The sequence below is a fragment of the Streptomyces sp. NPDC059852 genome, assembly GCF_042731455.1.
Lineage (GTDB): Bacteria > Actinomycetota > Actinomycetes > Streptomycetales > Streptomycetaceae > Streptomyces.
In genome coordinates, this window is record NZ_JBHWJK010000016.1 from 54,545 (window position 1) to 79,498 (window position 24,954).

The 24,954-nt window shown below is 70.9% G+C and carries 18 protein-coding genes, 1 tRNA gene and 1 pseudogene; 12 read left to right on the forward strand and 8 right to left on the reverse strand.

The genetic code is table 11. From position 1 onward, the window contains the following. Nucleotides 1-84: 84 nt before the first annotated feature. A complete protein-coding gene (locus ACFV46_RS21105) occupies nucleotides 85-1,833 on the reverse strand; it encodes a lytic transglycosylase domain-containing protein (RefSeq protein ID WP_385499194.1) in 1,749 nt (582 codons plus the stop codon). A 325-nt stretch (nucleotides 1,834-2,158) separates the two neighbouring features. On the opposite strand from ACFV46_RS21105, the gene ACFV46_RS21110 reads away from it, so the two are divergent. Then, nucleotides 2,159-3,034: a DUF4184 family protein gene (locus ACFV46_RS21110; protein ID WP_385499195.1), complete on the forward strand. Its 876-nt coding sequence runs from the start codon at nucleotides 2,159-2,161 to the stop codon at nucleotides 3,032-3,034. Here ACFV46_RS21110 and ACFV46_RS21115 read toward each other — a convergent pair. Then, nucleotides 2,949-3,305, reverse strand: a complete 357-nt coding sequence (locus tag ACFV46_RS21115) for a hypothetical protein (protein WP_361930055.1) — start codon at nucleotides 3,303-3,305, stop codon at nucleotides 2,949-2,951. The two genes, ACFV46_RS21110 and ACFV46_RS21115, sit on opposite strands and share 86 nt — an antisense overlap. A 354-nt stretch (nucleotides 3,306-3,659) precedes the next feature. After that, nucleotides 3,660-6,386 (reverse strand): DNA polymerase I, encoded by a 2,727-nt coding sequence (gene polA / locus ACFV46_RS21120; protein WP_385499197.1) that lies wholly within the window; start codon nucleotides 6,384-6,386, stop codon nucleotides 3,660-3,662. A 163-nt stretch (nucleotides 6,387-6,549) separates the two neighbouring features. On the opposite strand from polA, the gene ACFV46_RS21125 reads away from it, so the two are divergent. The 8 genes from ACFV46_RS21125 to ACFV46_RS21160 all read left to right on the forward strand — a co-directional run bounded on the left by ACFV46_RS21125 (nucleotide 6,550) and on the right by ACFV46_RS21160 (nucleotide 16,041). Then, on the forward strand, nucleotides 6,550-8,829 hold the full coding sequence (locus ACFV46_RS21125; protein WP_385499199.1) for an FdhF/YdeP family oxidoreductase: 2,280 nt from the start codon (nucleotides 6,550-6,552) through the stop codon (nucleotides 8,827-8,829). 59 nt (nucleotides 8,830-8,888) lie between these two features. Continuing rightward, nucleotides 8,889-9,377: a hotdog fold thioesterase gene (locus ACFV46_RS21130; protein WP_385499201.1), complete on the forward strand. Its 489-nt coding sequence runs from the start codon at nucleotides 8,889-8,891 to the stop codon at nucleotides 9,375-9,377. Between the two features lie 67 nt (nucleotides 9,378-9,444). Further along, nucleotides 9,445-9,840 carry a hypothetical protein gene (locus tag ACFV46_RS21135; protein WP_361930065.1) on the forward strand — a complete coding sequence of 132 codons (396 nt, stop codon included), beginning with the start codon at nucleotides 9,445-9,447 and terminating at the stop codon, nucleotides 9,838-9,840. 481 nt (nucleotides 9,841-10,321) lie between these two features. Beyond that, nucleotides 10,322-11,551, forward strand: a complete 1,230-nt coding sequence (locus ACFV46_RS21140; protein ID WP_385499203.1) for a branched-chain amino acid ABC transporter substrate-binding protein — start codon at nucleotides 10,322-10,324, stop codon at nucleotides 11,549-11,551. Nucleotides 11,552-11,667: 116 nt separating this feature from the next. Next, nucleotides 11,668-12,597 (forward strand): branched-chain amino acid ABC transporter permease, encoded by a 930-nt coding sequence (locus tag ACFV46_RS21145; protein WP_385499205.1) that lies wholly within the window; start codon nucleotides 11,668-11,670, stop codon nucleotides 12,595-12,597. Between the two features lie 23 nt (nucleotides 12,598-12,620). Then, nucleotides 12,621-14,435: a branched-chain amino acid ABC transporter permease gene (locus ACFV46_RS21150; protein WP_385499273.1), complete on the forward strand. Its 1,815-nt coding sequence runs from the start codon at nucleotides 12,621-12,623 to the stop codon at nucleotides 14,433-14,435. Nucleotides 14,436-14,440: 5 nt separating this feature from the next. Further along, nucleotides 14,441-15,328, forward strand: coding sequence for an ABC transporter ATP-binding protein (locus ACFV46_RS21155; RefSeq protein WP_361930067.1), 888 nt, complete (start codon nucleotides 14,441-14,443; stop codon nucleotides 15,326-15,328). Continuing rightward, nucleotides 15,325-16,041 (forward strand): ABC transporter ATP-binding protein, encoded by a 717-nt coding sequence (locus ACFV46_RS21160; RefSeq protein ID WP_151783523.1) that lies wholly within the window; start codon nucleotides 15,325-15,327, stop codon nucleotides 16,039-16,041. The genes ACFV46_RS21155 and ACFV46_RS21160 overlap by 4 nt, the downstream gene beginning before the upstream one ends. Before the next feature lie 74 nt (nucleotides 16,042-16,115). Here the strand turns inward: ACFV46_RS21160 and ACFV46_RS21165 are convergent, their stop codons facing one another. Next, a complete protein-coding gene (locus tag ACFV46_RS21165; protein ID WP_055621537.1) occupies nucleotides 16,116-16,772 on the reverse strand; it encodes an ANTAR domain-containing response regulator in 657 nt (218 codons plus the stop codon). Nucleotides 16,773-16,872: 100 nt separating this feature from the next. Here ACFV46_RS21165 and ACFV46_RS21170 point away from each other — a divergent pair. Further along, nucleotides 16,873-16,955 (forward strand) — tRNA-Leu (locus tag ACFV46_RS21170). Between the two features lie 87 nt (nucleotides 16,956-17,042). Next, a complete protein-coding gene (locus ACFV46_RS21175) occupies nucleotides 17,043-17,831 on the forward strand; it encodes a helix-turn-helix domain-containing protein (protein ID WP_385499208.1) in 789 nt (262 codons plus the stop codon). Between the two features lie 4 nt (nucleotides 17,832-17,835). On the opposite strand, the gene pyk is transcribed toward ACFV46_RS21175, so the two are convergent. Next, on the reverse strand, nucleotides 17,836-19,272 hold the full coding sequence (gene pyk, locus ACFV46_RS21180) for a pyruvate kinase (protein WP_385499209.1): 1,437 nt from the start codon (nucleotides 19,270-19,272) through the stop codon (nucleotides 17,836-17,838). Nucleotides 19,273-19,435: 163 nt separating this feature from the next. Continuing rightward, nucleotides 19,436-20,137, reverse strand: coding sequence for an SIMPL domain-containing protein (locus ACFV46_RS21185; protein ID WP_361930076.1), 702 nt, complete (start codon nucleotides 20,135-20,137; stop codon nucleotides 19,436-19,438). A gap of 140 nt (nucleotides 20,138-20,277) precedes the next feature. Here ACFV46_RS21185 and ACFV46_RS21190 point away from each other — a divergent pair, with 140 nt between their 5' ends. Next, nucleotides 20,278-22,086 carry a bifunctional metallophosphatase/5'-nucleotidase gene (locus ACFV46_RS21190; RefSeq protein ID WP_385499212.1) on the forward strand — a complete coding sequence of 603 codons (1,809 nt, stop codon included), beginning with the start codon at nucleotides 20,278-20,280 and terminating at the stop codon, nucleotides 22,084-22,086. 11 nt (nucleotides 22,087-22,097) lie between these two features. Here ACFV46_RS21190 and ACFV46_RS21195 read toward each other — a convergent pair whose 3' ends face one another. Both ACFV46_RS21195 and ACFV46_RS21200 read right to left on the reverse strand, forming a co-directional pair. Beyond that, the gene (locus tag ACFV46_RS21195; protein WP_376728015.1) at nucleotides 22,098-23,537 is read right to left on the reverse strand and encodes a lysine N(6)-hydroxylase/L-ornithine N(5)-oxygenase family protein; all 1,440 of its coding nucleotides are present in this window, start codon (nucleotides 23,535-23,537) and stop codon (nucleotides 22,098-22,100) included. Continuing rightward, nucleotides 23,534-24,906 (reverse strand): annotated as a pseudogene (locus ACFV46_RS21200) (pyridoxal phosphate-dependent decarboxylase family protein). The gene ACFV46_RS21195 and the pseudogene ACFV46_RS21200 overlap by 4 nt, the downstream one beginning before the upstream one ends. Between the last annotated feature and the right edge of the window lie 48 nt (nucleotides 24,907-24,954).

Below are 24,954 nucleotides of genomic sequence, written 5' to 3' on the forward strand. Positions count from 1 at the left end.
GCGGCGGCCGGGATGAGAACAGGTCGCGCACAGGCCGAAGGGGCGCCCGGCGGCCGGACGCCCCTTCATGGAGTGCGGTGGTGGTTAGGCGGAGGGTGAGGCGCTCTCCGTGGGCTCCTGCGACGGTTCCGGCTCCGACGTCTCGGCCGCGGCGACCTTCAGCTCGACCGTCAGGGTCGCGCCGCCCGCCGTGGTGATCCGCAGCAGGAAGGTGCCGGTGGTGTCGTCGGCGTACAGCTTCGGCAGTTCCAGCAGGCCCTTGTCGTCGGTCTTCAGACCGGTCAGGGTGCGCACCGGCTTGCCGTCGGCGTCCTTGAAGAAGGGGCCCTTGTCGTTCTCCGCCGGGTCGTCGGCCGATTTGATCAGGGTGGCGGTGGCTGCGACCTTGTCCGCGACGGCTCCCTTGTGGGTGGCCTTCACCTCGACCCGCTCGGCGAACTCGCCACCGGGCACGCAGGTCAGCGCGGTGTCGCCGGTGCGGGCCAGGGTGTCGGCGGCGCGCTCGGTGACGGTGGCCGTGTAGTCCAGGCCGGGGATCACCCGGCCGACGACGGTGGCCCGGACCTTGAACGCGCCGGTGTCCTCGCCCGCCCGGAGCGCCGGGGCGACCGCCTTGCCGGAGCCGTCCGTGAGGACGGCGGCGTACTTCTCGCCGGTGCTGAAGGTGGCGTCGGTGTCGCCGGTGATGGTGAAGCGGACGCGGACCCGGGCGACGGCCTTGCCGGACTCCGTCTCGGCGCGGGCGCTGATCCTCTCGGTGAAGGTGTCGCCCGCCATCGCGGTGAGCTTCGCGGTGCCGGCGTCTTCCAGGTGGTCCACCGTGTCGGTGGGGGTGGGCGCCGTGCCGGGCGGCGGGGTCGGCTTCGGGCTGCCGGAGCCGCCGTCGCCCGGCTCGGACCCGCCGGGCTTCGACGGCGTGGTGGGCTTCGCCGGGGAGGAGGGGCCGCCCGGTGCCGACGGCGGGGCGGGCGGCGTGGGCGACGGCGTCGGGTGGGTGCCCGCCGCGTCGTCGCTGCGGTCGGACGGGAGGGTGCCCGTGCCGTCCGGGATCTCGTGGGTGCCCTTGCGGTAGTAGTCCAGCCACCTGCGGACGAGCTGGAGGTAGTCCTGGGAGTTGTTGTAGCTCAGGATGGCGCGGTCGAGGTCGCCGTCCTCGGCCAGGTTCCAGCCGAAGCGGCACAGGTAGTGGCCGGCGGCGAGGGCCGCGTCGTAGATGTTGTTGGGGTCCTTGCGGCCGTCGCCGTTGCCGTCGCGGCCCGCCCACTCCCAGGTGGAGGGGATGAACTGCATGGGGCCGACGGCACGGTCGTACCGGCTGTCGCCGTCGTAGGCGCCGCCGTCGGTGTCGCTGATGTTCGCGAAGCCGGCGCCGTTGAGCTGCGGGCCGAGGATCTTGGACAGCGTGGTGCCGTCGGCGTCGACCCGGCCGCCGCGGGCCTGGCCCGACTCGACCTTGCCGATGGCGGCGAGCAGCTCCCAGGGCAGGTTGCAGCCCGGCTTGGACGACCGCAGCGAGGCCGCCGCCTTCTTGTAGGCGTCGAGGACCGTGGCGGGTATGCCCGCCTCACCGGCCGCCGGGGTCACCGTGGTGTCCGCGGACGGGGCCGGGTTGGGGCTGTTGAGCGGCGGAAGGTCCGTGTAGTACGGCGAGTTGCCGGTCGCGCTGTCGGCGGCGGGGGCGTCCGGGGACGGCTGGGTGCCGGTGGTCACCTTTCTGCCGGCGCCGTCGGTCGTCACTCCCGGAGCCTGGGACGCGGCCAGTGCCGCGACCACGACCGCGGCGACCGTGGTGTTCACCGCCCCCTTGCGGAGCCTGCCGAATTCCGCCGCCATGTGGTGGACCCCTCCCGTGGACGCCCTGACGTCCGTGTCGGTCTGCCGGACCCGCCGTGCCGGGCCCGCTCCTGTAGTGACGATCGACCCGCCACGACAGTTGCCCTCGCGGCGACAGTTACGTCGCCGTTCATCTGTTCGTACGCGGGTCCCGGCACTGTGACCCAGGCGACCCTACGACAACTTCCCTTACCCGCACACCCGTTGCTGCCCGATTTTTCCCGGTTGGCCGCACGCCGTTCGCCGGGCGGGCCGTCCCGCATACTGGCTCCGCCGACGAGGGGGGCCGGACCGGTCCCGTCAAGACCGCATCCGAGGAGCCCTGTTGCCGTTCACGCTCAGCCACGCGGCCGCCGTCCTGCCCGCCCTGCGCACCGACGGGACCGGCCGGGCCGGATTCGTGCCGGCGGTCCTGGTGGCCGGCTCGTTCGCTCCCGACATGACCTACTACGCGGCGAGTGTCCTGTCCGGGGCCATGGAGTTCGGGGACGTCACGCACTCCGTGCCGGGCGTGCTCACCGTCGACGTCGTCATCGCCTGGGCACTGGTGGGGCTGTGGCTGCTGCTGCGCGAGCCGCTGGTGGCGCTGCTGCCGGCCCGGCTCCAGGCGCGGCCGGCCGTCCTGCTGCGGTGCGGGGCGCCCCGCGCGCGGGTGACGCCGGGGCTCGCGGCGCGCTGGTACGTCTCCGCCGTCCTCGGCGGACTCACCCATGTGGTGTGGGACGCGTTCACGCATCCCGACCGGTGGGGGATGCGGGTGTTCCCGGTGCTCGGTGACGAGGTCGCGGGGTCGCCGCTGTACTGGTACCTGCAGTACGGGGGGTCGGCGGTCGCGGCCGTCGTCATCGCGGTGTTCGTGACGGTGGCGCTGCGGCGCGCGCGGGTGGCCGGGCCGGCCGGGGGTCCGGTGCGCGGGGTGCCGGTGCTGTCCGTGCGGGACCGGTGGGGGGCGTTCGTGGTCGTCGGCGGGTGCGCGGCCGTGGCGGCGTTCCAGCGGGCGTCGCGGTGGTGGGAGTACTGGGGGGCCACCGCGAAGTACTGGGAACTGATCCCGACGCTGTGCTTCGGCGCGGGCGCCGGGCTCGCCGTGGGGCTGCTCCTGTACGGCGCCGCCGTCAGGCTGTGGCGTCCGGTCCCGGTCCCTGGCAGTACGGGGACGGGTGGTGCCGAGCGGGAACCGAGCCGGCCGGGGGTGCGGTGACGGTGCCCTTGCCGGAGGCCGACGGGATCAGGGTCAGCGCAAGCGCCCAGTAGGAGCGGGCGAGTTCGGCCCAGTCGCGGAGCCGTCGGGTCAGACGGCGGCGGACGGCCGTCAGGGTGCGGCGCACCGTGCCGGCGAGTTCGGTGGGGATGCGGGCGGTGCTGGCGGTGGGGGCGAGGGCCCGGCCCTGCGGGGGTGTGGGGGGCAGGGGCCAGTCGGTGGGGGCCGCGGCGCCGGGTGCCGTCCGGCGGTTGAGCGTGTGTATACCCATGTCGGCATCCTTACGGGCTGGGGATGCCGGGGGCGTTCTGGCGGGGGCCACGTGGGTGACCTTGTCCGGGGCGCCTGTGCGTGTGCCGGGGGCGGTGTGTTTTCGCGGGTGCGGGTGGGTGGGGGCTGGTCGCGCAGTTCCCCGCGCCCCTGAGGGGTGGTCCGGGGCGGTGTGTTGTGTGCGGGCCGTGGGGGGTGCTCGCGCAGTTCCCCGCGCCCCTGAGGGGGTGGTCCCGGGCGGTGTGTTGTGTGCGGGCCGTGGGGGGTGCTCGCGCAGTTCCCCGCGCCCCTGAAGGTGTGCCTTCGGCACGGCGCCGGGCCGGGGGGTCTCCGGCCCGGCGATCGTCCGTGGTGGCTAGTGGGCCGCTGATTCCCAGTCGGGGCCGGCGCCGACCGAGACGCCCAGGGGAACCCTGAGGTGGACCGCGTTCGACATTTCGCGGCGGACCAGTTCCTCCGCCGTCTCGCGCTCGCCCGGGGCGATCTCCAGGACGATTTCGTCGTGGACCTGGAGGAGCATGCGCGAGGCGAGGCCGGACTCGCGCAGGGCCCGGTCCACGTTGAGCATGGCGATCTTGACGATATCGGCCGCCGTGCCCTGGATGGGCGCGTTCAGCGCCATGCGCTCGGCCGCCTCGCGGCGCTGGCGGTTGTCGCTGTTGAGGTCGGGCAGATAGCGGCGACGGCCGAAGAGGGTCGCCGTGTACCCGGTGGCCCGCGCCTCGTCGACCGCGCGGCGCAGATAGTCGCGGACGCCGCCGAACCGCTCGAAGTACGCGTCCATCAGGGTGCGCGCCTCGGCCGCCTCGATGTTCAGCTGCTGGGAGAGGCCGAAGGCCGACAGCCCGTACGCGAGGCCGTACGACATCGCCTTGATCTTGCGGCGCATCTCCGCGTCCACGGCGGACGGCTCCACCGCGAAGACCTGGGAGGCGGCCGTGGTGTGCAGGTCCTCGCCCGAGGTGAACGCCTCGATCAGGCCCTCGTCCTCGGACAGGTGGGCCATCACACGCAGCTCGATCTGGCTGTAGTCCGCGGTCATCAGGGACTCGAAGCCCTCGCCGACGACGAAGCCCCGGCGGATCGCGCGGCCCTCGTCGGTGCGGACCGGGATGTTCTGCAGGTTGGGGTCCGTGGAGGAGAGGCGGCCGGTGGCGGCGACGGTCTGGTTGAACGTCGTGTGGATCCGGCCGTCCGTGGCGATCGTCTTGATCAGGCCCTCGACCGTGACCCGCAGCTTCGCCTGCTCACGGTGGCGGAGCATGATCACCGGCAGTTCGTTGTCCGTCTGGGCGGCGAGCCAGGCCAGGGCGTCGGCGTCGGTGGTGTAGCCGGTCTTGGTCTTCTTGGTCCTGGGCAGCGCCAGCTCACCGAAGAGGACCTCCTGGAGCTGCTTGGGCGAGCCCAGGTTGAACTCGTGTCCGGCCGCCGCGTGCGCCTCCTTCACGGCCTGCTGCACGGCGCCCGCGAACATCTGCTCCATGGCCTCCAGGTGCGCCCGGTCCGCCGCGATGCCGTGCCGCTCCATGCGGGCGAGCAGGGCGGACGTCGGCAGCTCCATGTCGCGCAGCAGCTCGGCGGCGCCGACCTCCTGGAGCCGGCCCTCGAAGGCCTCCCCCAGGTCGAGGACGGTCCGGGCCTGGATCATGAGCGCCTCGGCCTCGGCGCCCTCGTCGGCCCCGAAGGCCAGCTGGCCGTCGGCCGTGGCGGCGGGTGCCAGCTCGCGGTGCAGGTATTCCAGGGACAGCGCGTCCAGGTCGAAGGAGCGGCGGCCCGGCTTGACCAGGTAGGCGGCGAGCGCGGTGTCCATGCGGACGCCCTCGATGCTCCAGCCGTGCTCGGCGAAGACGCGCATGGCGCCCTTGGCGTTGTGGAAGACCTTGGGCCGCTCGGCGTCCGCGAGCCAGCCGGCGAACGCCCGCTCGTCGGCCTCGTCCAGCTGGGAGGGGTCGAACCAGGCGGCCGCGCCGCTGTCGGCGGCCAGCGCGACCTCGGCGACCGAGCCGGTGCCGAGGGCCCAGGTGTCGACGGTGGCCACGCCGAGCGCCCCGCCGGCATGCTCCGCCAGCCAGGGAGCCAGCTCGCCGGTGCCGAGGACGGTGCCGTCCAGGGCGACGCCCTCGGTGGAGATCGGGGTGGTCTCGGCCTCCTCGGCGCCCGGGTCGACGCCGAAGAGCCGCTCGCGCAGCGACGGGTTCCGGATCTCGAGGGTGTCGAGGATCATCGCGACGGCCTTGCGGTCGTACGGCTCGCGCGCGAGGTCGGCGACGGCCTTGGGCAGCTCGACCTGCCGCTCCAGCTCGGTGAGGCGGCGGTTGAGCTTGACGGCCTCCAGGTGGTCGCGGAGGTTCTGCCCGGCCTTGCCCTTGACCTCCTCGACGCGCTCGACCAGCTCCGCGAAGGACCCGAACTGGTTGATCCACTTCGCGGCGGTCTTCTCGCCGACGCCGGGGATGCCCGGCAGGTTGTCCGACGGGTCGCCGCGCAGGGCCGCGAAGTCCGGGTACTGGGCGGGGGTCAGGCCGTACTTCTCGACGACCTTCTCCGGGGTGAACCGGGTCAGCTCGGAGACGCCCTTGGTCGGGTACAGCACGGTGGTGTGCTCGCTGACCAGCTGGAACGAGTCACGGTCGCCGGTGACGATCAGCACCTCGAAACCGGCGGCCTCGGCCTGCGTGGCGAGCGTGGCGATCACGTCGTCGGCCTCGAAGCCCTCCACGGCGAACCGGGACACATGCATCGCGTCCAGCAGCTCGCCGATCAGCTCGACCTGGCCCTTGAACTCGTCCGGGGTCTTGGAGCGGTTCGCCTTGTACTCCGTGAACTCCTGGGACCGCCATGTCTTGCGGGAGACGTCGAACGCCACGGCGAAGTGGGTGGGCGCCTCGTCACGCAGCGTGTTGGCCAGCATCGACGCGAAGCCGTAGATCGCGTTCGTCGGCTGGCCCGTCGCCGTCGTGAAGTTCTCCGCGGGCAGCGCGAAGAAGGCCCGGTAGGCCAGCGAGTGCCCGTCCATGAGCATCAGGCGGGGCCGGCCGCCGCCGGGGGTGCTGTCGGTCTGCTTCGATGCTGTCTCTGCCACGCCCCCGATCCTGCCACGCCCCACTGACAGCCGGGCCCCGCCGGGGTGCCGCCCGGGCGCTCCGGGTGCCGTGCGGGGCCCGAACACCCGCTCCCCGCAGGGCCGGTTCCGCGTGCGAGGATCGGAGACGTAGCTCACACGTGTACACGAAGGAGAGTGCGCGATGGCCAGCAAGCCGCCCACGGGTGATCCGGTCCAGGACGCGCCCGAGGTCGCCGAGCCCCAGCACGCGGCGGCGGGCCTGCCCGCCATCGGCCACACCCTGCGGGTCGCGCAGCGGCAGATGGGGATCAAGCGCACCGCGCTGACCCTGCTGCGGGTCAACCAGAAGGACGGCTTCGACTGCCCGGGGTGCGCCTGGCCCGAGCCGGAGCACCGGCACACGGCGGAGTTCTGTGAGAGCGGCGCGAAGGCGGTCGCCGAGGAGGCCACGCTGCGCCGGGTCACCCCGGAGTTCTTCGCCGCGCACCCGGTGGCCGACCTGGCGACGCGCAGCGGCTACTGGCTCGGGCAGCAGGGGCGGCTCACGCACCCCATGTACCTGCCGGAGGGCGGCACCCACTACGAGCCGGTGACCTGGGAGCGGGCCTTCGACATCGTCGCCGAGGAGATCGCCGCCCTCGGCTCGCCCGACGAGGCCGTCTTCTACACGTCGGGCCGCACCAGCAACGAGGCGGCCTTCCTCTACCAGCTCTTCGCCCGCGAGCTCGGCACGAACAACCTGCCGGACTGCTCGAACATGTGCCACGAGTCGTCCGGGTCGGCGCTGTCGGAGACGATCGGCGTCGGCAAGGGCAGCGTCCTGCTGGAGGACCTGTACCAGGCCGAGCTGATCATCGTCGCCGGGCAGAACCCCGGCACGAACCATCCGCGGATGCTCTCCGCCCTGGAGAAGGCCAAGGCGAACGGCGCGCGGATCATCACCGTCAACCCGCTGCCCGAGGCGGGTCTGGAGCGGTTCAAGAACCCGCAGACCCCGCAGGGCATGATCAAGGGCGCCGCGCTGACCGACCTGTTCCTGCAGATCCGCATCGGCGGCGACCAGGCGCTGTTCCGGCTGCTGAACAAGCTGATCCTGGAGACCGAGGGCGCCGTCGACGAGGACTTCGTCCGCGACCACACGCACGGCTTCGAGGAGTTCGCCGAGGCCGCCCGCGCCGCGGGCTGGGACGAGACGCTGGCGGCGACGGGCCTCGCGCGCGAGGACGTCGACAAGGCGCTGGAGATGGTGCTCGCGTCGCGGCGCACGGTGGTGTGCTGGGCGATGGGCCTGACCCAGCACAAGCACTCGGTGCCGACGATCCGGGAGATCGTCAACTTCCTCCTGCTGCGCGGCGACATCGGCCGCCCCGGCTCGGGCGTGTGCCCGGTGCGCGGTCACTCCAACGTGCAGGGCGACCGCACGATGGGCATCTTCGAGCGGCCCGCGCCGGCCTTCCTGGACGCCCTGGAGCGGGAGTTCGGGTTCGCGCCGCCGCGTGAGCACGGCCTGGACGTCGTCCGGGCCATCCGGGCGCTGCGCGACGGCGAGGCGAAGGTGTTCTTCGCGATGGGCGGCAACTTCGTGGCGGCCACCCCGGACACGGCCGTCACCGAGGCGGCCGTGCGGCGGGCCCGGCTGACCGTGCACGTGTCGACGAAGCTGAACCGCAGTCACGCGGTGACGGGCGCGCGGGCGCTGATCCTGCCGACGCTGGGCCGTACCGAGCGCGATCTCCAGGGCGGCGGCGAGCAGTTCGTCACCGTCGAGGACTCCATGGGCATGGTGCACGCCTCCCGGGGGCGGCTGGAGCCGGCGAGTGCGCATCTGCTGTCGGAGCCGGCGATCGTGTGCCGGCTGGCCCGCCGGGTGCTGGGCGAGAGGAGCCGGACGCCCTGGGAGGAGTTCGAGAAGGACTACGCGACGATCCGGGACCGTATCGCGCGGGTCGTGCCCGGCTTCGAGGACTTCAACGCGCGCGTGGCGCGTCCCGGCGGCTTCACGCTGCCGCACGCCCCGCGCGACGAGCGCCGCTTCCCGACGGCGACCGGCAAGGCCAACTTCACGGCGGCGCCGGTGGAGTACCCGGAGGTCCCCGAGGGGCGGCTGCTGCTGCAGACGCTGCGCTCGCACGACCAGTACAACACCACGATCTACGGCCTGGACGACCGCTACCGGGGCATCCGCAACGGCCGCCGGGTGGTGCTGGTCCACCCGGAGGACGCCCGGCGCCTCGGGGTGGCCGACGGCGCGTACGTGGATCTGGTCGGGGAGTGGAAGGACGGCGTCGAGCGGCGGGCGCCCGGTTTCCGGGTGGTGGCGTACCCGACGGCGCGGGGCTGCGCGGCGGCCTACTACCCGGAGACCAACGTGCTGGTGCCGCTGGACGCGACCGCCGACACCAGCAACACCCCGGCCAGCAAGTCTGTGATCGTGCGTCTGGAACAATCGGCGACCGACTGAGCGTTTGCTCAGCGGTGTCGCCACGCCACCGAGTGATCACGACGGACGGAGCCGGGCCCATGGGCGAGCAGCAGCACGTGAAGTTCCCGCAGGAGGTCATCGACGAGTACGCCGCGCTCGGCGTCGATCTTCAGGCCCTGTTCTCGGCCGGGCACCTCGGCACCCGCATGGGCGTCCAGATCGTGGAGGCGTCCGCCGAGCGGGTCGTCGGGACGATGCCGGTGGAGGGGAACACCCAGCCGTACGGGCTGCTGCACGGCGGCGCGTCCGCGGTGCTCGCCGAGACGCTCGGCTCGGTGGGGTCCATGCTGCACGGCGGCACCTCCAAGATCGCGGTGGGTGTGGACCTCAACTGCACCCACCACCGGGGCGCCCGCTCCGGCCTGGTGACCGGTGTCGCCACGCCGCTGCACCGGGGCCGCTCGACGGCGACGTACGAGATCGTGATCAGCGACGAGCAGAGGCGGCGGGTGTGCACCGCGCGGCTGACCTGCATGCTGCGGGACGTGAACCCCGGCGACGCGGAGCGGGTCCGCCCGGCGGAGTGACGGTCGGTCAACTCTCCCTTGTTGCCCCGCCGTTGATCCCGGCCGTGCGGCGGCATACGGTCGGGGCATGACCAAGGCAGGGGTGTGCCGCAGGGGGGCCGCGCTCGGACTGGCCCTGCTGGCCGCCTGCTCGGCGGGCGGCTGCGGGGGCCCGGGCGCGGAGCCCTCCCCGGCGGGCGGCGACTCCCCCTCCCCCAGGGCGACTTCACCGGCCGAGCTGTGCACGCGGGTCATCGGGTACTGGTCGCGCCGGGCGCTGACCGGCGACACCTACGGGGACTACCAGTCGATGGGGCTGTCCGACGGGCAGTACGAGATCCTCCGCACGGTGGTCGACGCGGCCCGCGCCGAGCGCGCACGCGCCGGTGACGCGGCGGCCGGCCGGCTCATCGACCGCCGTGCGCGCACGGCCTGCGAGAAGCGGTACCGAAACGGCGGACCCACCGGAGGCCCATGGGGCTGAGGACCGAAATCAGCAATTCCACTTTCATGCCCCCTACACGAATACGGGAGGCGTGCCGGACATCTTTCACCCGGGTAACTCTGCGTAATACGGCTGCAATAAACGGCGCCCCCTCTCCCGCCGCCCGGCACTTTGCCAGGGGTCCCCACGAGGCCCCGCGGAGCCGTTGACAACGAATGCGGTCATCACCAAAACCCGTGAACACTAATGAAGAAGCTACGCGCGAACGCTGCGGGTTCTCACTATGTGGACAGGGCGAATCGGCCGGAAATCCGCTCTTCCCCCCACGCAGTACCGCTCAGGGATACCGCGTGTCATAACAAGAGCGTCACAGCCTTGGTCAGAGCCTCCTCCATGTTCCCCACCCGCGCTTAGAGTCACGGCCAGTCACCGAGCCATCGGATTCGAAGTCACTTCGTCCCCAGCGCTCGACTCGGCGCGTTCCATGGGGAACCGCCGTGCCAGGGAAAGGACCTGATTCGTGCGTCAACGTTCGATCATCGCCATTACCGCCGCGCTCGCGGCGGGATCGCTGACACTCACGGCATGTGGGTCGCGTGACGACGACGGCGGCAGCAGCAACGGCGACAAGACCACAGTTGTGATCGGCCTCGACGCCCCGCTGTCCGGCGACCTCTCCGCGCTCGGCCTCGGCATGAAGAACTCCGCGGACCTGGCCGCCAAGACGGCCAACAAGAAGGAGTTCGTCAAGGGCGTCGAGTTCAAGATCGAGGCCCTGGACGACCAGGCTCAGCCGTCCGTCGGCCAGCAGAACGCCCAGAAGTTCATCAGCAACAAGGACGTCCTCGGCGTCGTCGGGCCGCTGAACTCCAGCGTCTCCCAGCAGATGCAGAAGCCGCTCAACGACGCCGGCCTCACCCAGGTCTCCCCGGCCAACACCGGCACCGAGCTGACCCAGGGCGACGGCTGGAAGACCGGCGACTCGGTCCGCCAGTTCAAGACCTTCTTCCGCACCGCCACCACGGACGAGATCCAGGGCGCCTTCGCCGCGGACTACCTGTACAACAAGGCGAAGCTCAACAAGGTCTACCTGATCGACGACCAGAAGACCTACGGCGCCGGCCTCGCCGCGTCCTTCAAGGCGAACTTCACCAAGTTCGGCGGCAAGATCGTGGGCACGGACCACATCAACCCCGACGACCGTGACTTCAACGCCGTCGTCGCCAAGATCAAGAAGACCGGCGCCCAGGCCCTGTACTACGGCGGCGAGTACCCGGCCGCCGGCCCGCTGAGCCAGCAGCTCAAGGACAGCGGCCAGAAGATCCCGCTCATGGGCGGCGACGGCATCTACTCCGGCGAGTTCCCGAAGCTGAACAAGAAGGCCGAAGGCGACCTCGCGACCTCCGTCGGCCGGCCCGTCGAGCAGCTCCCCTCCGCCAAGACCTTCATCGCGGACTACAAGGCCGCGGGCTACGAGGACGACTACGAGGCCTACGGCGGCCTGACCTACGACGCCACCTGGGCCATCATCGAGGCCGTCAAGCTGGCGGTCGAGGGCAACGACGGCAAGGTCCCGTCCGACGGCCGCAAGGCGGTCCTGGACGGAATGTCCAAGGTCAAGTTCGACGGCGTCACCGGCACCATCTCGTTCGACGAGTTCGGTGACACCACGAACCACACCATGACCGCCTACAAGATCAAGGACAACGCCTGGGCGCCCGAGTTCAGCGGCGAGCCCAAGCTCGGCTGACGAAGGACGAGTCAGAGAACCCATCCACCTCGCACATTGATCCAGGCCGCGCGGGAAGCGCCCACCAGCGCTCCCCGCGCGGCGCCATATCCGAACCACTCCACGGAGGCCCTGCGGTGCACGAACTGCCGCAACAGCTGGCCAATGGACTCATCCTCGGCGCGATGTACGGACTCATCGCGATCGGCTACACGATGGTCTACGGCATCGTCCAGCTCATCAACTTCGCCCACGGCGAGATCTTCATGGTCGGGGGCTTCGGGGCCCTCACCGTCTGGATGGTCCTCCCCGACGGCTTCGGCCTCGGGGCGGCGATCCCCCTCATGATCATCGGCGGTGTCCTCGTCTCGGTCGCCGTCGGCACCGCGGCGGAACGGTTCGCCTACCGTCCCCTGCGCACCGCACCCCGCCTGGCGCCCCTCATCACCGCGATCGGCCTGTCCATCGTCCTCCAGCAGGCCGTATGGAAGTGGTTCCCCGACGCCAAGAAGGACGTCCCCTTCCCCCGCTTCCAGGGCGACCCCGTCGAGATCCTCGGCGCCAACATCCAGCGCGGCGACATCTTCGTCCTCATAGCCGCCCCGCTCTGCATGGTCGCCCTCGGCCTGTTCGTCAACAAGACGCGCTCCGGCCGCGGCATGCAGGCCACCGCCCAGGACCCCGACACCGCCAAGCTCATGGGCATCAACACCGACCGCATCATCGTCATGGCCTTCGCCATCGGTGCCGCGTTCGCCGCCGTCGCGGCCGTCGCCTACGGCCTCAAGAACGGCCAGGTCGGCTTCCGCATGGGCTTCCTGATGGGCCTCAAGGCCTTCACCGCAGCCGTCCTCGGCGGCATCGGCAACATCTACGGCGCCATGCTCGGCGGCCTCGTCCTCGGCGTCGCCGAATCCCTCGCCACCGGCTACATCGGCGAGATCCCCGGCATGGACCTCTTCGGCGGCGGCGCCTGGAAGGACGTGTGGGCGTTCAGCCTCCTCATCCTCGTCCTGCTGTTCAGGCCACAGGGCCTGCTCGGCGAACGCGTCGCGGATCGGGCGTGATACCCATGACCACCGACATCCCCATGGACAAGACCACCGACACCACCACCAAGGTGTCCACCCCCGAAGCCACCCCGATCATCCCGCTGCCGCACGCCGCGGCCCGCGGACTCACGGTCGCCGGCTCCGCCCTCGCCCTCATCGGCACCTTCCTCGCCTGGACCTGGACCGACGAGTTCCCGGGCAACCTGACCGTCACCGGCTACCCCGGCGGCCTCCAGGTCCTCACCCTCGTCGGCTCCGTACTGACCCTCCTGTTCGCGCTCGCCGGCTACGGCATCCGCGGACTGGGCTGGCTCACCCCCGGCGGCAAGAACAGCCCCGTCCTGCTCGCCGCCCTCGGCGTACTCGGCGTCACCGGCTACGCCATGGGCGCCATCGCGCAGGAACTCGGCGGCCTCGTCAACCTGGAACCCGGCGCCTGGGTCTCCGGCATCGGCGCCCTCGTCGCCGTCGTCGGCGCCCTCGGCCTCCCCGTCGACCAGCCCTACGACGCCGGCGACCCCGACCCCCACCTGTGGGGCCGCGTCCGCCACGCCCTCACCGCCCCCGAGCCCGGACGCGCCAAGGACCTCCCCTCCTGGCTCGAGATCCTGATCATCGCCGCCGGCTTCGGCGTCGGCCTGTACGTCTTCGCGTACGGCATCAGCACCGAGTACAGCGAACTGTTCATCGGCTTCCTCATCATCGCGGCCTTCGGCTTCACCGCCGTCACCCGCGCCGGACTGCTGAAGCGGCTCTCCGCACTCACCGCCAAGCACCGCAACGTCACCCTCGGAGCGGCCTTCGCGGCGGCGATCTGCTTCCCCTTCACCCAGACCAACGACCAGTTCGCCCTCATCGGCGCGAACATCCTCATCTTCGCCACGGTCGCCCTGGGCCTCAACGTCGTCGTCGGCCTCGCCGGCCTCCTCGACCTCGGCTACGTCGCCTTCCTCGGCGTCGGCGCCTACGCCGCCGCCCTGGTGTCCGGCTCCCCCTCCTCCACCATCGGCGTCACCTTCCCGTTCTGGGCCGCCGTCCTCACCGGCGCCGTCGCCTCGCTGATCTTCGGCGTCGTCATCGGCGCACCGACCCTGCGCCTGCGCGGCGACTACCTCGCCATCGTCACGCTCGGCTTCGGTGAGATCTTCCGCATCACCATGAACAACCTGAACGGCAACAGCGGACCGGACGTCACCAACGGCTCCAACGGCATCCCGCAGATCCCCGACCTGGAGATCCTCGGCTTCAACCTCGGAGTCCCGCACGACGTCCTCGGCCACGAGCTCACCCGCTCCGCCAACTACTACCTGCTGATGCTGGTCTTCACGATCATCGTCGTGATGGTCTTCCGCCGCTCCGCGGAATCCCGCATCGGCCGCGCCTGGGTCGCCATCCGCGAGGACGAGACCGCCGCCACCGCCATGGGCATCAACGGCTTCCGCCTGAAACTCCTCGCCTTCGCGCTCGGCGCCTGCCTCGCCGGCCTCGCCGGCACCGTCCAGGCCCACGTGTCCTACAGCGTCACCCCCGAGCAGTACCAGTTCGCCGGCCCGGTGCCGCCCAACTCGGCCTTCCTGCTCGCCGCCGTCATCCTCGGCGGCATGGGCACCATCAGCGGACCCCTGATCGGCGCGGCACTGCTCTACCTGATCCCGGCCAAGCTCCAGTTCATGGCCGAGTACCAGCTGCTGCTCTTCGGTATCGCCCTGATGCTCCTGATGCGCTTCCGCCCCGAGGGCCTGGTCGCCGACCGCAGGAAGCAGCTCGAATTCCACGAGACCGGACAGCTCGACGTACCGGAGGACAAGCCATTGCCCGAAGGCGCGACCGGCGTCGCCAAGGCAGGGGCGTGACCGCCATGACCACCACCACGACCGCACCCACCACCACGACGGTGCTCGACGCCAGCGGCGTCACCATGCGCTTCGGCGGCCTCACCGCCGTCCGCGGCGTCGACCTCACCGTCAACACCGGCGAGATCGTCGGCCTCATCGGCCCCAACGGCGCCGGCAAGACGACCTTCTTCAACTGCCTCACCGGCCTCTACGTCCCCACCGAGGGCAAGGTCGCCTACAAAGGCACCGTCCTGCCGCCCAAGCCGCACCTGGTCACCCAGGCCGGCATCGCCCGGACCTTCCAGAACATCCGGCTCTTCGCCAACATGACCGTCCTGGAAAACGTCCTCGTCGGCCGGCACACCCGCACCAAGGAAGGCCTCTGGTCCGCGCTGCTGCGCCTGCCCGGCTTCAGGAAGGCCGAAGAGGCATCCCGCGAACGGGCCATGGAACTCCTCGAGTTCACCGGCCTCGCCGCCAAGGCCGACCACCTCGCCCGCAACCTGCCCTACGGCGAACAGCGCAAGCTGGAGATCGCCCGGGCCCTCGCGAGCGAACCCGGCCTGCTCCTCCTCGACGAACCCACCGCCGGCATGAACCCCCAGGAGACCCGCGCGGCCGAAGACCTCATCTTCGCCATCCGGGACCAGGGCATCGCCGTCCTCGTCATCGAGCACGACATCCGGTTCATCATGAACCTCTGCGACCGGGTCGCCGTGCTCGTCCAGGGCGAGAAGATCGTCGAGGGCCCCGCCGAGGTCGTCCAGGCCGACGAACGCGTCATCGCCGCCTACCTCGGCGAGCCCTTCGAGGGCGCGCCCGGTGCCGCCGAAGCCGCCGAGGTCGAAGCCGCCGAGGCCGGGACCGCGGAGGGCGACGCGCACAGCACCACGGAAGGGGACGACAAGTGACCGCACTGCTCGAGGTCGAAGACCTCAGAGTCGCCTACGGCAAGATCGAGGCCGTCAAGGGCATCTCGTTCAAAGTCGAAGCGGGCGAGGTCGTCACCCTCATCGGCACCAACGGCGCCGGGAAGACCACCACCCTGCGCACCCTCTCGGGCCTCCTCCAGCCCCTGTCCGGCGACATCAAGTTCGACGGCAAGTCGCTGAAGAAGATCCCCGCCCACAAGGTCGTCTCGCTGGGACTCGCCCACTCCCCCGAGGGGCGGCACATCTTCCCCCGCATGACGATCGAGGACAACCTCCGCCTCGGCGCCTTCCTCCGCAACGACAAGGACGGCATCGAGAAGGACATCCAGCGCGCCTACGACCTCTTCCCCATCCTCGGGGAACGCCGCAAGCAGGCCGCCGGCACCCTCTCCGGCGGCGAGCAGCAGATGCTCGCCATGGGGCGGGCGCTGATGTCCCGGCCGAAGCTGCTCATGCTCGACGAGCCCAGCATGGGCCTCTCGCCGATCATGATGCAGAAGATCATGGCGACCATCCAGGAGCTCAAGGCGTCGGGCACCACCATCCTGCTCATCGAGCAGAACGCCCAGGCCGCGCTCTCCCTGGCCGACCACGGTCACGTCATGGAGGTCGGCAAGATCGTCCTCTCCGGCTCCGGGCAGGACCTCCTGCACGACGAGTCGGTGCGCAAGGCGTACCTCGGCGAGGACTGACGCCCTCTTCACCAGCTGAGGCCCGTGCCCCCCGGTCAGGGGCACGGGCCTCAGTCATGCGCTCAGGGGGCGGGTCAGCCCTTGGCGGCCTTCTTCTCCTCGGCGTCCTGGATCACGGCCTCGGCGACCTGCTGCATCGACATCCGGCGGTCCATCGACGTCTTCTGGATCCAGCGGAACGCGGCCGGCTCGGTCAGCCCGTACTGCGTCTGCAGAACGGACTTCGCCCGGTCCACCAGCTTGCGGGTCTCCAGACGCTGGCTGAGGTCCGCGACCTCCTTCTCCAGCTCCTTCAGCTCCGTGAACCGCGAGACGGCCATCTCGATCGCCGGGACGACGTCGCTCTTGCTGAACGGCTTCACCAGATACGCCATGGCGCCGGCGTCGCGGGCGCGCTCCACGAGGTCGCGCTGCGAGAACGCCGTCAGCATCAGCACCGGGGCGATGCTCTCCTCGGCGATCTTCTCGGCCGCCGAGATGCCGTCGAGCTTCGGCATCTTCACGTCGAGGATGACGAGGTCGGGGCGGTGCTCGCGCGCCAGCTCGACGGCCTGCTCACCGTCACCGGCCTCACCGACGACGGTGTACCCCTCCTCCTCGAGCATCTCTTTGAGGTCGAGCCGGATCAGGGCCTCGTCCTCGGCGATGACGACACGGGTCGTCAGCGGAGGCACGTGCGACTTGTCGTCGTCGGGCGCGTCCACGGGCTGGGGCGACTCGGGGGCGGTCACGGGGGCTCCTTGTTGCGGGCCGGGCAGGTGCTGCTGCTTAAGCAGCCTACCTAGAGGCGGGGAAGCGCGGTGACCCGGTATGCTTTCCGGGGCCAGTCCAGCCGGGTTGGTGGAATGGCATACACGGATGTCTCAAACACATCTGCCCGAGAGGGCTTGCGGGTTCGAGTCCCGCACCCGGCACCTGTGATCCAAGAGCGGATGTCCACGTTCTCGTGAACATCCGCTTTTTGCTGCCCGTCGCGAGTTTCACTCACTCAGAGTAGCCACATGGACAAATACGGTACTGATGTTCGGGACGTGGCGCTCGCACTGCTGCGTGGCGGCGCAACGAACGCCGAAGTGGCGCGCAGGCTCAATGTGCCGAACGGCACGATCGGCTACTGGAAGCACCTCGACCGCGCGCAACGCGGTGAGTGTCCCGGCCGGCACGATCCGAAGTGCCCCCGGTGCGACGGCCGGCATCTCGATCGGCCAGCCTACGGGTACCTGCTCGGTCTCTACCTCGGCGACGGGCACATCAGCCACTACTCCGCGCATCGCGTCCCGAACCTCATGATCACCTGCGCCGAGTCCTGGCCGGGCCTGATGGACGACTGCGAGAGGGCCATGCGTGCCGTGTTCCCCGACAACGCCGTCTGCCGGGTCCGCAAGACGGGCGCCCGGAACGTGAAGGTGTACTCGAAGCACCTCCCGTGCCTGTTCCCGCAGCACGGCCCGGGCCGCAAGCACGAGCGGGCGATCGCCCTCGATCCGTGGCAACAGGACATCGTCGACGATCACCCCTGGGAGTTCGTCCGCGGGCTGATCCACTCCGACGGCTGCCGCATCACCAACTGGACCACCCGGCTGGTCGCCGGTGAGCGCAAGCGGTACGAGTATCCGCGCTATCTCCTGGCCAACAAGTCGGACGACATCCGCAGGCTCTTCACCGACACGCTCGACAAGCTCGGCGTGCGGTGGACCACGCTCGCCCGCGGCAGCGACCCGTTCATCGTCTCCATCGCCCGAAAGGCATCCGTAGCCCTCATGGACGCCCACGTAGGCCCCAAGTACTGACCCGTCAGTGCGGGGTGTCGTCCTCGCCGATGTGGTGGACGCGGACCAGGTTGGTCGCGCCCGACACCCCGGGCGGCGAGCCTGCGGTGATGACCACCGTGTCGCCCTTCTTGCAGCGGCCGTACTGCAGCAGCAGTTCGTCCACCTGGTCGACCATCGCGTCCGTGGAGTCCGCGTGCGGCCCGAGGAACGTCTCCACGCCCCACGTCAGGTTGAGCTGCGACCGGGTGGCCGGTTCGGGGGTGAAGGCGAGCAGGGGGATCGGGGAGCGGTAGCGGGAGAGGCGGCGGGCGGTGTCGCCGGACTGGGTGAAGGCGACGAGGAAGCGGGCGCCGAGGAAGTCGCCGATCTCGGCGGCCGCGCGGGCGACGGCGCCGCCCTGGGTGCGGGGTTTGTTGCGTTCGGTCAGTGGGGGCAGCCCCTGGGCGAGGAGGTCCTCCTCGGCGGCTTCGACGATCCTCGCCATGGTGCGGACGGTCTCGACGGGGTGTTTGCCGACGCTGGTCTCGCCGGAGAGCATGACGGCGTCGGTGCCGTCGATGACGGCGTTGGCCACGTCGGACGCCTCGGCGCGGGTGGGGCGGGAGTGGTCGATCATGGAGTCGAGCATCTGGGTGGCGACGATGACGGGCTTGGCGTTGCGCCGGGCGAGTTTGATCGCGCGTTTCTGGACGATCGGCACCTGTTCGAGCGGCATCTCCACGCCGAGGTCGCCGCGGGCGACCATGAGGCCGTCGAAGGCGGCGACGATGTCGTCGAGGGCGTCGACGGCCTGGGGTTTCTCGATCTTGGCGATGACGGGGAGGCGGCGGCCCTCCTCGTCCATGATGCGGTGGACGTCGTCGATGTCGCGGCCGGAGCGGACGAAGGACAGGGCGATGACGTCGAAGCCGGTGCGCAGGGCCCAGCGGAGGTCGTCCTCGTCCTTGTCGGAGAGGGCGGGGACGGAGACGGCGACGCCGGGGAGGTTGAGGCCCTTGTGGTCGGAGACGATGCCGCCTTCGACGACGGTGGTGCGGACGCGGGGGCCGTCGACGTCGGTGACCTGGAGGCAGACCTTGCCGTCGTCGACGAGGATGCGTTCGCCGGGGGTGACGTCGGCGGCGAGGCCGGTGTAGGTGGTGGAGCACTGGTGGCGGTCGCCTTCGGCGTCGGGGTCGACGGTGAGGGTGAAGGTGTCGCCGCGTTCGAGGAGTACGGGGCCTTCGGTGAAGCGGCCGAGCCGGATCTTCGGGCCTTGAAGGTCGGCGAGGAGGCCGACGCTGTGCCCGGTCTCGTCGGACGCCTTGCGGACCTGCTGGTAGCGCTCCTCGTGCTCGGCGTGGGTGCCGTGGCTGAGGTTGAACCGGGCGATGTCCATTCCGGCCTCGACCAGTTCCTTTATGCGGTCGTAGGTGTCGGTGGCGGGGCCCAGGGTGCAGACGATCTTGGCTCGGCGCATGTTTCGACTCTATGACTTACCGGCGGGTAGAGAATTGGCCGCGTGTGACGACCCAACGACCCTTGTATGAAGGGTTATTGACAAGAGTTGAATTGTGCGGCGGGGTGCTCCGATGAGCAATTCCGGGGCACCCCATCGGGGGATCCGGTGATTCCACGAGGTTTCACAGCCGGGGCGGGGTCATGGTGAAGCGGGCGTCGACGCGGGCGACGACGTGCTGGCGCTGGGGTTCGAGGTCGAGCGGGGCGGGCGCGTCCTCGGTGGCTGCGTAGGCGAGGGAGCGGGTGCGGCCGGCGCGGGGCGGTGCGGGGGTGGCGTCGCCGGTGTCGGCGAGTTCGAGGAGGGCGGCGAGGCCGGCTCCGAGGGCTTCGGCGTATTCGCGGGCGCGTCGGACGGCCTCGTGGACGGCCTGCTGCCGGGCCTGCCGGTGGGCGGGCGAGTCGGGGCGCAGGGCCCACCAGGGGCCGTCGACGCGGGTGAGGTCCAAGTCGGCGAGCCGGGTGGTGAGTTCGCCGAGGGCGGTGAAGTCGGTGAGGTCGGCGGTGAGGTGGGCGCTGCCGTGGTAGGCGTGGACGCGTTCGCCGCGGCCCTTGTCCTTCAGTTCGGGGCTGAGGGAGAGGGCGCCGGTCTCGAGGTGTTCGACGGCGTCGCCGTAGCTCTTGAGGAGGTCGAGGGCGGCGGCGTTGCGCCGGGTGAGGTCGTCGAGGGTGGTGCGGCGGTCCTTGCCGCGGGAGGTGACGGTGACGCCGATGCGGGCGATCTCGGGGTCGACGTCGAGGTGGGCCTCGCCGCGGACGGCGAGGAGCGGTGCGTGGGGGGTTCCGTGGGGGGCGGTGGGGTGGGGGTCCTCTGAAGGCGTGGCCATACGTCCCACTCTGTCATCGCTTGCTCGGTTACGGCCCCGGCGGGTCATCAATTCGAAACCTGTGGGGGCTGTTGCCGGCTGCCGTGTCCAGGTCAGAATCTACGCGCGTTGTTGGCCCTTTCCCCTCGGGAGATGCACTCATGCCGTTGGACCGCCGGAAGTTCCTGAAGAAGTCGGCCGTGACCGGAGCGGGAGTGGCGGTGGCCGGCGCGGTGGGCGCTCCGGCGGCCCAGGCCGCGCAGCCCGCGCAGGCGAAGGGGCCGAGGAAGAAGCGGTACGCGCTGACCGTGATGGGCACGACGGACCTGCACGGCAATGTCTTCAACTGGGACTACTTCAAGGACGCGGAGTACTCCGACACGGCGGGCAACGCGAAGGGCCTGTCGCGGGTCTCGACGCTGGTGAACCAGGTCCGCAAGGAGAAGGGGCGCGGCAACACGCTCCTCATCGACGCGGGGGACACGATCCAGGGCACCCCGCTGACGTACTACTACGCGAAGGTCGATCCGATCACCGCGAAGGGCGGCCCGGTCCATCCGATGGCGGCGGCGATGAACGCGATCGGGTACGACGCGGTGGCCCTCGGCAACCACGAGTTCAACTACGGCATCGAGACGCTGCGCAAGTTCGAGTCGCAGTGCGACTTCCCGCTGCTGGGTGCGAACGCGCTGGACGCGAAGACGCTGAAGCCGGCTTTCCCGCCGTACTTCATCAAGAAGTTCCATGTGCCGGGCGCGCCGCCGGTGAAGGTGGCGGTGCTGGGGCTGACGAACCCGGGCATCGCGATCTGGGACAAGGCGTACGTCGAGGGAAGGCTGGTGTTCCCGGGTCTGGAGGAGCAGGCCGCGAAGTGGGTGCCGAAGCTGCGGTCGATGGGCGCGGACGTGGTCGTGGTGTCGGCGCACTCGGGTGCGTCGGGCACGTCGTCGTACGGTGATCAGCTGCCGTATGTGGAGAACTCGGCGGCGCTGGTGGCGCAGCAGGTTCCGGGGATCGACGCGATCCTGGTCGGGCACGCGCACACGGAGATCGCGGAGCTGCGGGTCACGAACGAGAGGACGGGCCGGACGGTCGTGCTGTCGGAGCCGCTGTGTTTCGCGCAGCGGCTGTCGGTGTTCGACTTCGAGCTGGTCTTCGAGCGGGGCTGCTGGACGGTCGAGTCGGTGAAGGCGTCGCTGCGGGACTCGAAGACGGTTCCGGACGACCCGCGGATCACGCGGCTGCTGAAGGACGACCACGATCTGGTCGTGGAGTACGTCAACCAGGTCGTGGGTTCGGCGACGCAGACGCTGACGACGGTGGACGCCCGGTACAAGGACGCCCCGATCATCGATCTGATCACCAAGGTCCAGGAGGACGTGGTGAGGGCGGCGCTGGCGGGTACGGAGTACGCCGCGCTGCCGGTGATCTCGCAGGCGTCGCCGTTCTCGCGGACGTCGGAGATCCCGGCCGGCGAGGTGACGATCCGGGATCTGTCGAGCCTGTACGTGTACGACAACACGCTGGTCGCGAAGCTGATGACGGGCGCGCAGGTGCGGGCGTACCTGGAGTTCTCGGCGGAGTACTTCGTGCAGACGGCGCCGGGTGCGCCGGTGGACGTGGAGAAGCTGACGAACGCGAACAACCGGCCGGACTACAACTACGACTACGTGTCGGGGCTGTCGTACGACATCGACATCGCGCAGCCGGCCGGGAAGCGGATCAAGAACCTGGCGTACCAGGGTGCGCCGCTGGACGACGCGCAGAAGTTCGTGTTCGCGGTGAACAACTACCGGGCCAACGGTGGCGGGGCGTTCCCGCATGTGGCGTCGGCCCAGGAGCTGTGGTCGGAGTCGACGGAGATCCGGACCCGGATCGCGGAGTGGGTGACCGCGAAGGGTGTGCTGGACCCGAAGGACTTCGCGTCGGTGGACTGGAAGCTGACCCGTGAGGGCACTCCGGTGTTCTGACGAGAGGCTCGTCAGGAGCCCCGGATCCCGTCGGTGAGCGGTGTGAGTGCCTCAGGGCGCCGCGCTCGCGGGATCCGGGGCTCTCCCTTTTCCAGGCCGAAGGTGGTGAAGGCGGTCCGGCCGGGCAGCGGGTAGGTCTCCTTGCCGGTGACGGCGTTGAGGATGGTGGCGCTGCGCCAGGCGGCGAGTCCGAGGTCGGGGGTGCCGACGCCGTGGGTGTGGCGTTCGGCGTTCTGCACGTAGACGTGGCAGCCGGAGCCGGTGACGGACGGGTCCATGACGAGGCGGTAGGTGTCGTCGACGCGGGGGCGTTCCCGGCTGTCGCGGCGCAGGTAGGGGTCGAGGCCGGCGAGGAGGCGGCTCAGGGGGCGTTCGCGGTAGCCGGTGGCGAGGACGACGGCGTCGGTGGTGAGGCGGGTGCGGGCGTTCTGGTCGGGGTGCTCCAGATGGAGTTCGATCTTGGTGGTGGCGAGGCGTCCGGCGGTGCGGACGGCGACGCCAGGGGTGAGGACGGTGTCGGGCCAGCCGCCGTCGAGGGTGCGGCGGTAGAGCTCGTCGTGGATGGCGGCGAGGGTGTCGGCGTCGATGCCCTTGTGGAGCTGCCACTGGGAGGCGACGAGCCGGTCGCGGACGGGTTCGGCGAGGCTTTGGAAGTAGCGGGTGTAGTCGGGGGTGAAGTGCTCCAGGCCGAGCTTGGAGTACTCCATGGGGGCGAAGGACTCGGTGCGGCCGAGCCAGTGGAGCCGTTCGCGTCCGGCGGGGCGCCGGCGGAGCAGGTCGAGGAAGATCTCGGCGCCGGACTGTCCGGAGCCGACGACGGTGATGTGGTCGGCGGCGAGCAGGGTGTCGCGGTGGGTGAGGTAGTCGGCGGCGTGGACGACGGGGACGCCGGGGGCGTCGACGAGGGGTCTGAGCGTGTCGGGGACGTCGGGTTCGGTGCCGATGCCGACGACGATGTTGCGGGCGTAGGTGCGGCCGAGTTCCTCGGTGCCGTCGTCGGGGTCGCGGCGGATGTGGTCGACCTCGAAGACGCCGCGTTCGGGGTTGAAGCGGACGGCGTCGACGTGGTGGCCGAAGTGCAGTCCGGGGAGGTTCTCGCTGACCCAGCGGCAGTAGGCGTCGTACTCGGCGCGCTGGATGTGGAAGCGCTCGGCGAAGTAGAAGGGGAAGAGCCGGTCGCGGGTGCGCAGGTGGTTGAGGAACGACCAGGGGCTGGCGGGGTCGACGAGGGTGACGAGGTCGGCGAGGAAGGGGACCTGGATGCGGGCGCCGTCGAGGAGGAGTCCGGGGTGCCAGGAGAAGGCGGGGCGCTGTTCGTAGAAGACGGCGTCGACTTCGGCGAGGGGGTGGGCGAGGGCGGCGAGGGAGAGGTTGAAGGGGCCGATGCCGATGCCGACGAGGTCGCGGGGGGCGTCGGGGGCGGGGCGCCGGGGCGGGGACTGCGGGGTCATTCGGGGGTGTTTCCTTCCACCAGTTTCAGGAGGGCGGCCAGGTCGTCGGGGCGGGCCCGCGGGTTGAGCAGGGTGGCTTTGAGCCACAGGCGCCCGTCGGCGTGGGCGCGGCCGAGGACGGCCCGGCCGTCGGTGATCAGGCGGCGGCGTACGGCGGCGACGGCGGTGTCCGTGCGTGCGCGGGCCGGAACAGGACCGTGCTGATGGTGGGCCGGTCGTAGAGGTCGAAGCCGGGGTGGTGGGCGACGAGGTCGGCGAGGTCGGCGGCGCGGTCGCAGACCTGGTCGACGAGGCGGCCGAGTCCGTCGCGGCCGAGGGTGGCGAGGGTGGCGGCGATCTTGAGGACGTCGGGCCGGCGGCTGGTGCGCAGGGAGCGGCCGAGCAGATCGGGCAGGCCGGCGTCGGTGTCGTCGTCGGCGTTGAGGTAGTCGGCGCGGTGGTGCAGTGCGGCGAGGTCGCCGGGGTCGCGGGCGGTGAGGAGTCCGGCGGCGACGGGTTGCCAGCCGAGTTTGTGCAGGTCGAGGGTGACGGTGTGGGCGGCGTCGAGGCCGGTGAGCCGGTGGCGGTGGCGGTCGCTGAACAGCAGGCCTGCGCCGTAGGCGGCGTCGATGTGGAGGCGGGCGCCGTGGGCGGCGCACCGGGCGGCGATCTCGGGGAGCGGGTCGATCAGTCCGGCGTCGGTGGTGCCGGCGGTGGCGGCGACGAGGTGGGGGCCGGGGAGCTGGCTGAGGGCTTCGTCGAGGGCGGCGGGGTCGAGGACGCCGGCGGGGGCGGGGACGGTGACGGGTTCGGGGAGTCCGAGCAGCCAGGCGGCGCGGGGCAGGGAGTGGTGGGCGTTGGCGCCGTGCAGGAGGCGGACGCCGGTGCCCTGGGTCTCGCGGGCGAGGAGGACGGCGAGCTGGTTGGACTCGGTGCCGCCGGTGGTCACGAGGGCGTCGGGGGTGGCGGGCGCGGGGTGGATCTGTCCGGCGAGGGCGCGGGTGACGAGGTCTTCGAGGGCGGAGGCGGCGGGGGCCTGGTCCCAGGAGTCCAGGGAGGGGTTGAGGGCGCTCGCGGCGAGGTCGGCGGCGACGGCCACGGCGAGGGGCGGGCAGTGCAGGTGGGCGGCGCACAGCGGGTCGGCGGGGTCGGCGGAGCCTTCGGCGAGGGTGTGCACGAGGTGCCGGAGGGCGTCGGGGTCGCCGCGCTCGGGCAGGACGTCGGGGAGGGCGGCCCGGACGCGGGCGGTGACGGCCCGGGGGCCGCCGGAGGGCAGGGGGCCGCCGCGGGCGCGGGTGCCGGTGTCGAGCGCGGTGAGCACGGTGTCGAGCAGCGGCCGCAGGGCGTCGGGGCCTTCGGGGCCTGAGGCGAGCGGTGAGGGCGTGTTCATCGTGTCCTCCCGGGCGCGCTGGACGAGAAGGACCTCCAGCTTGGACCC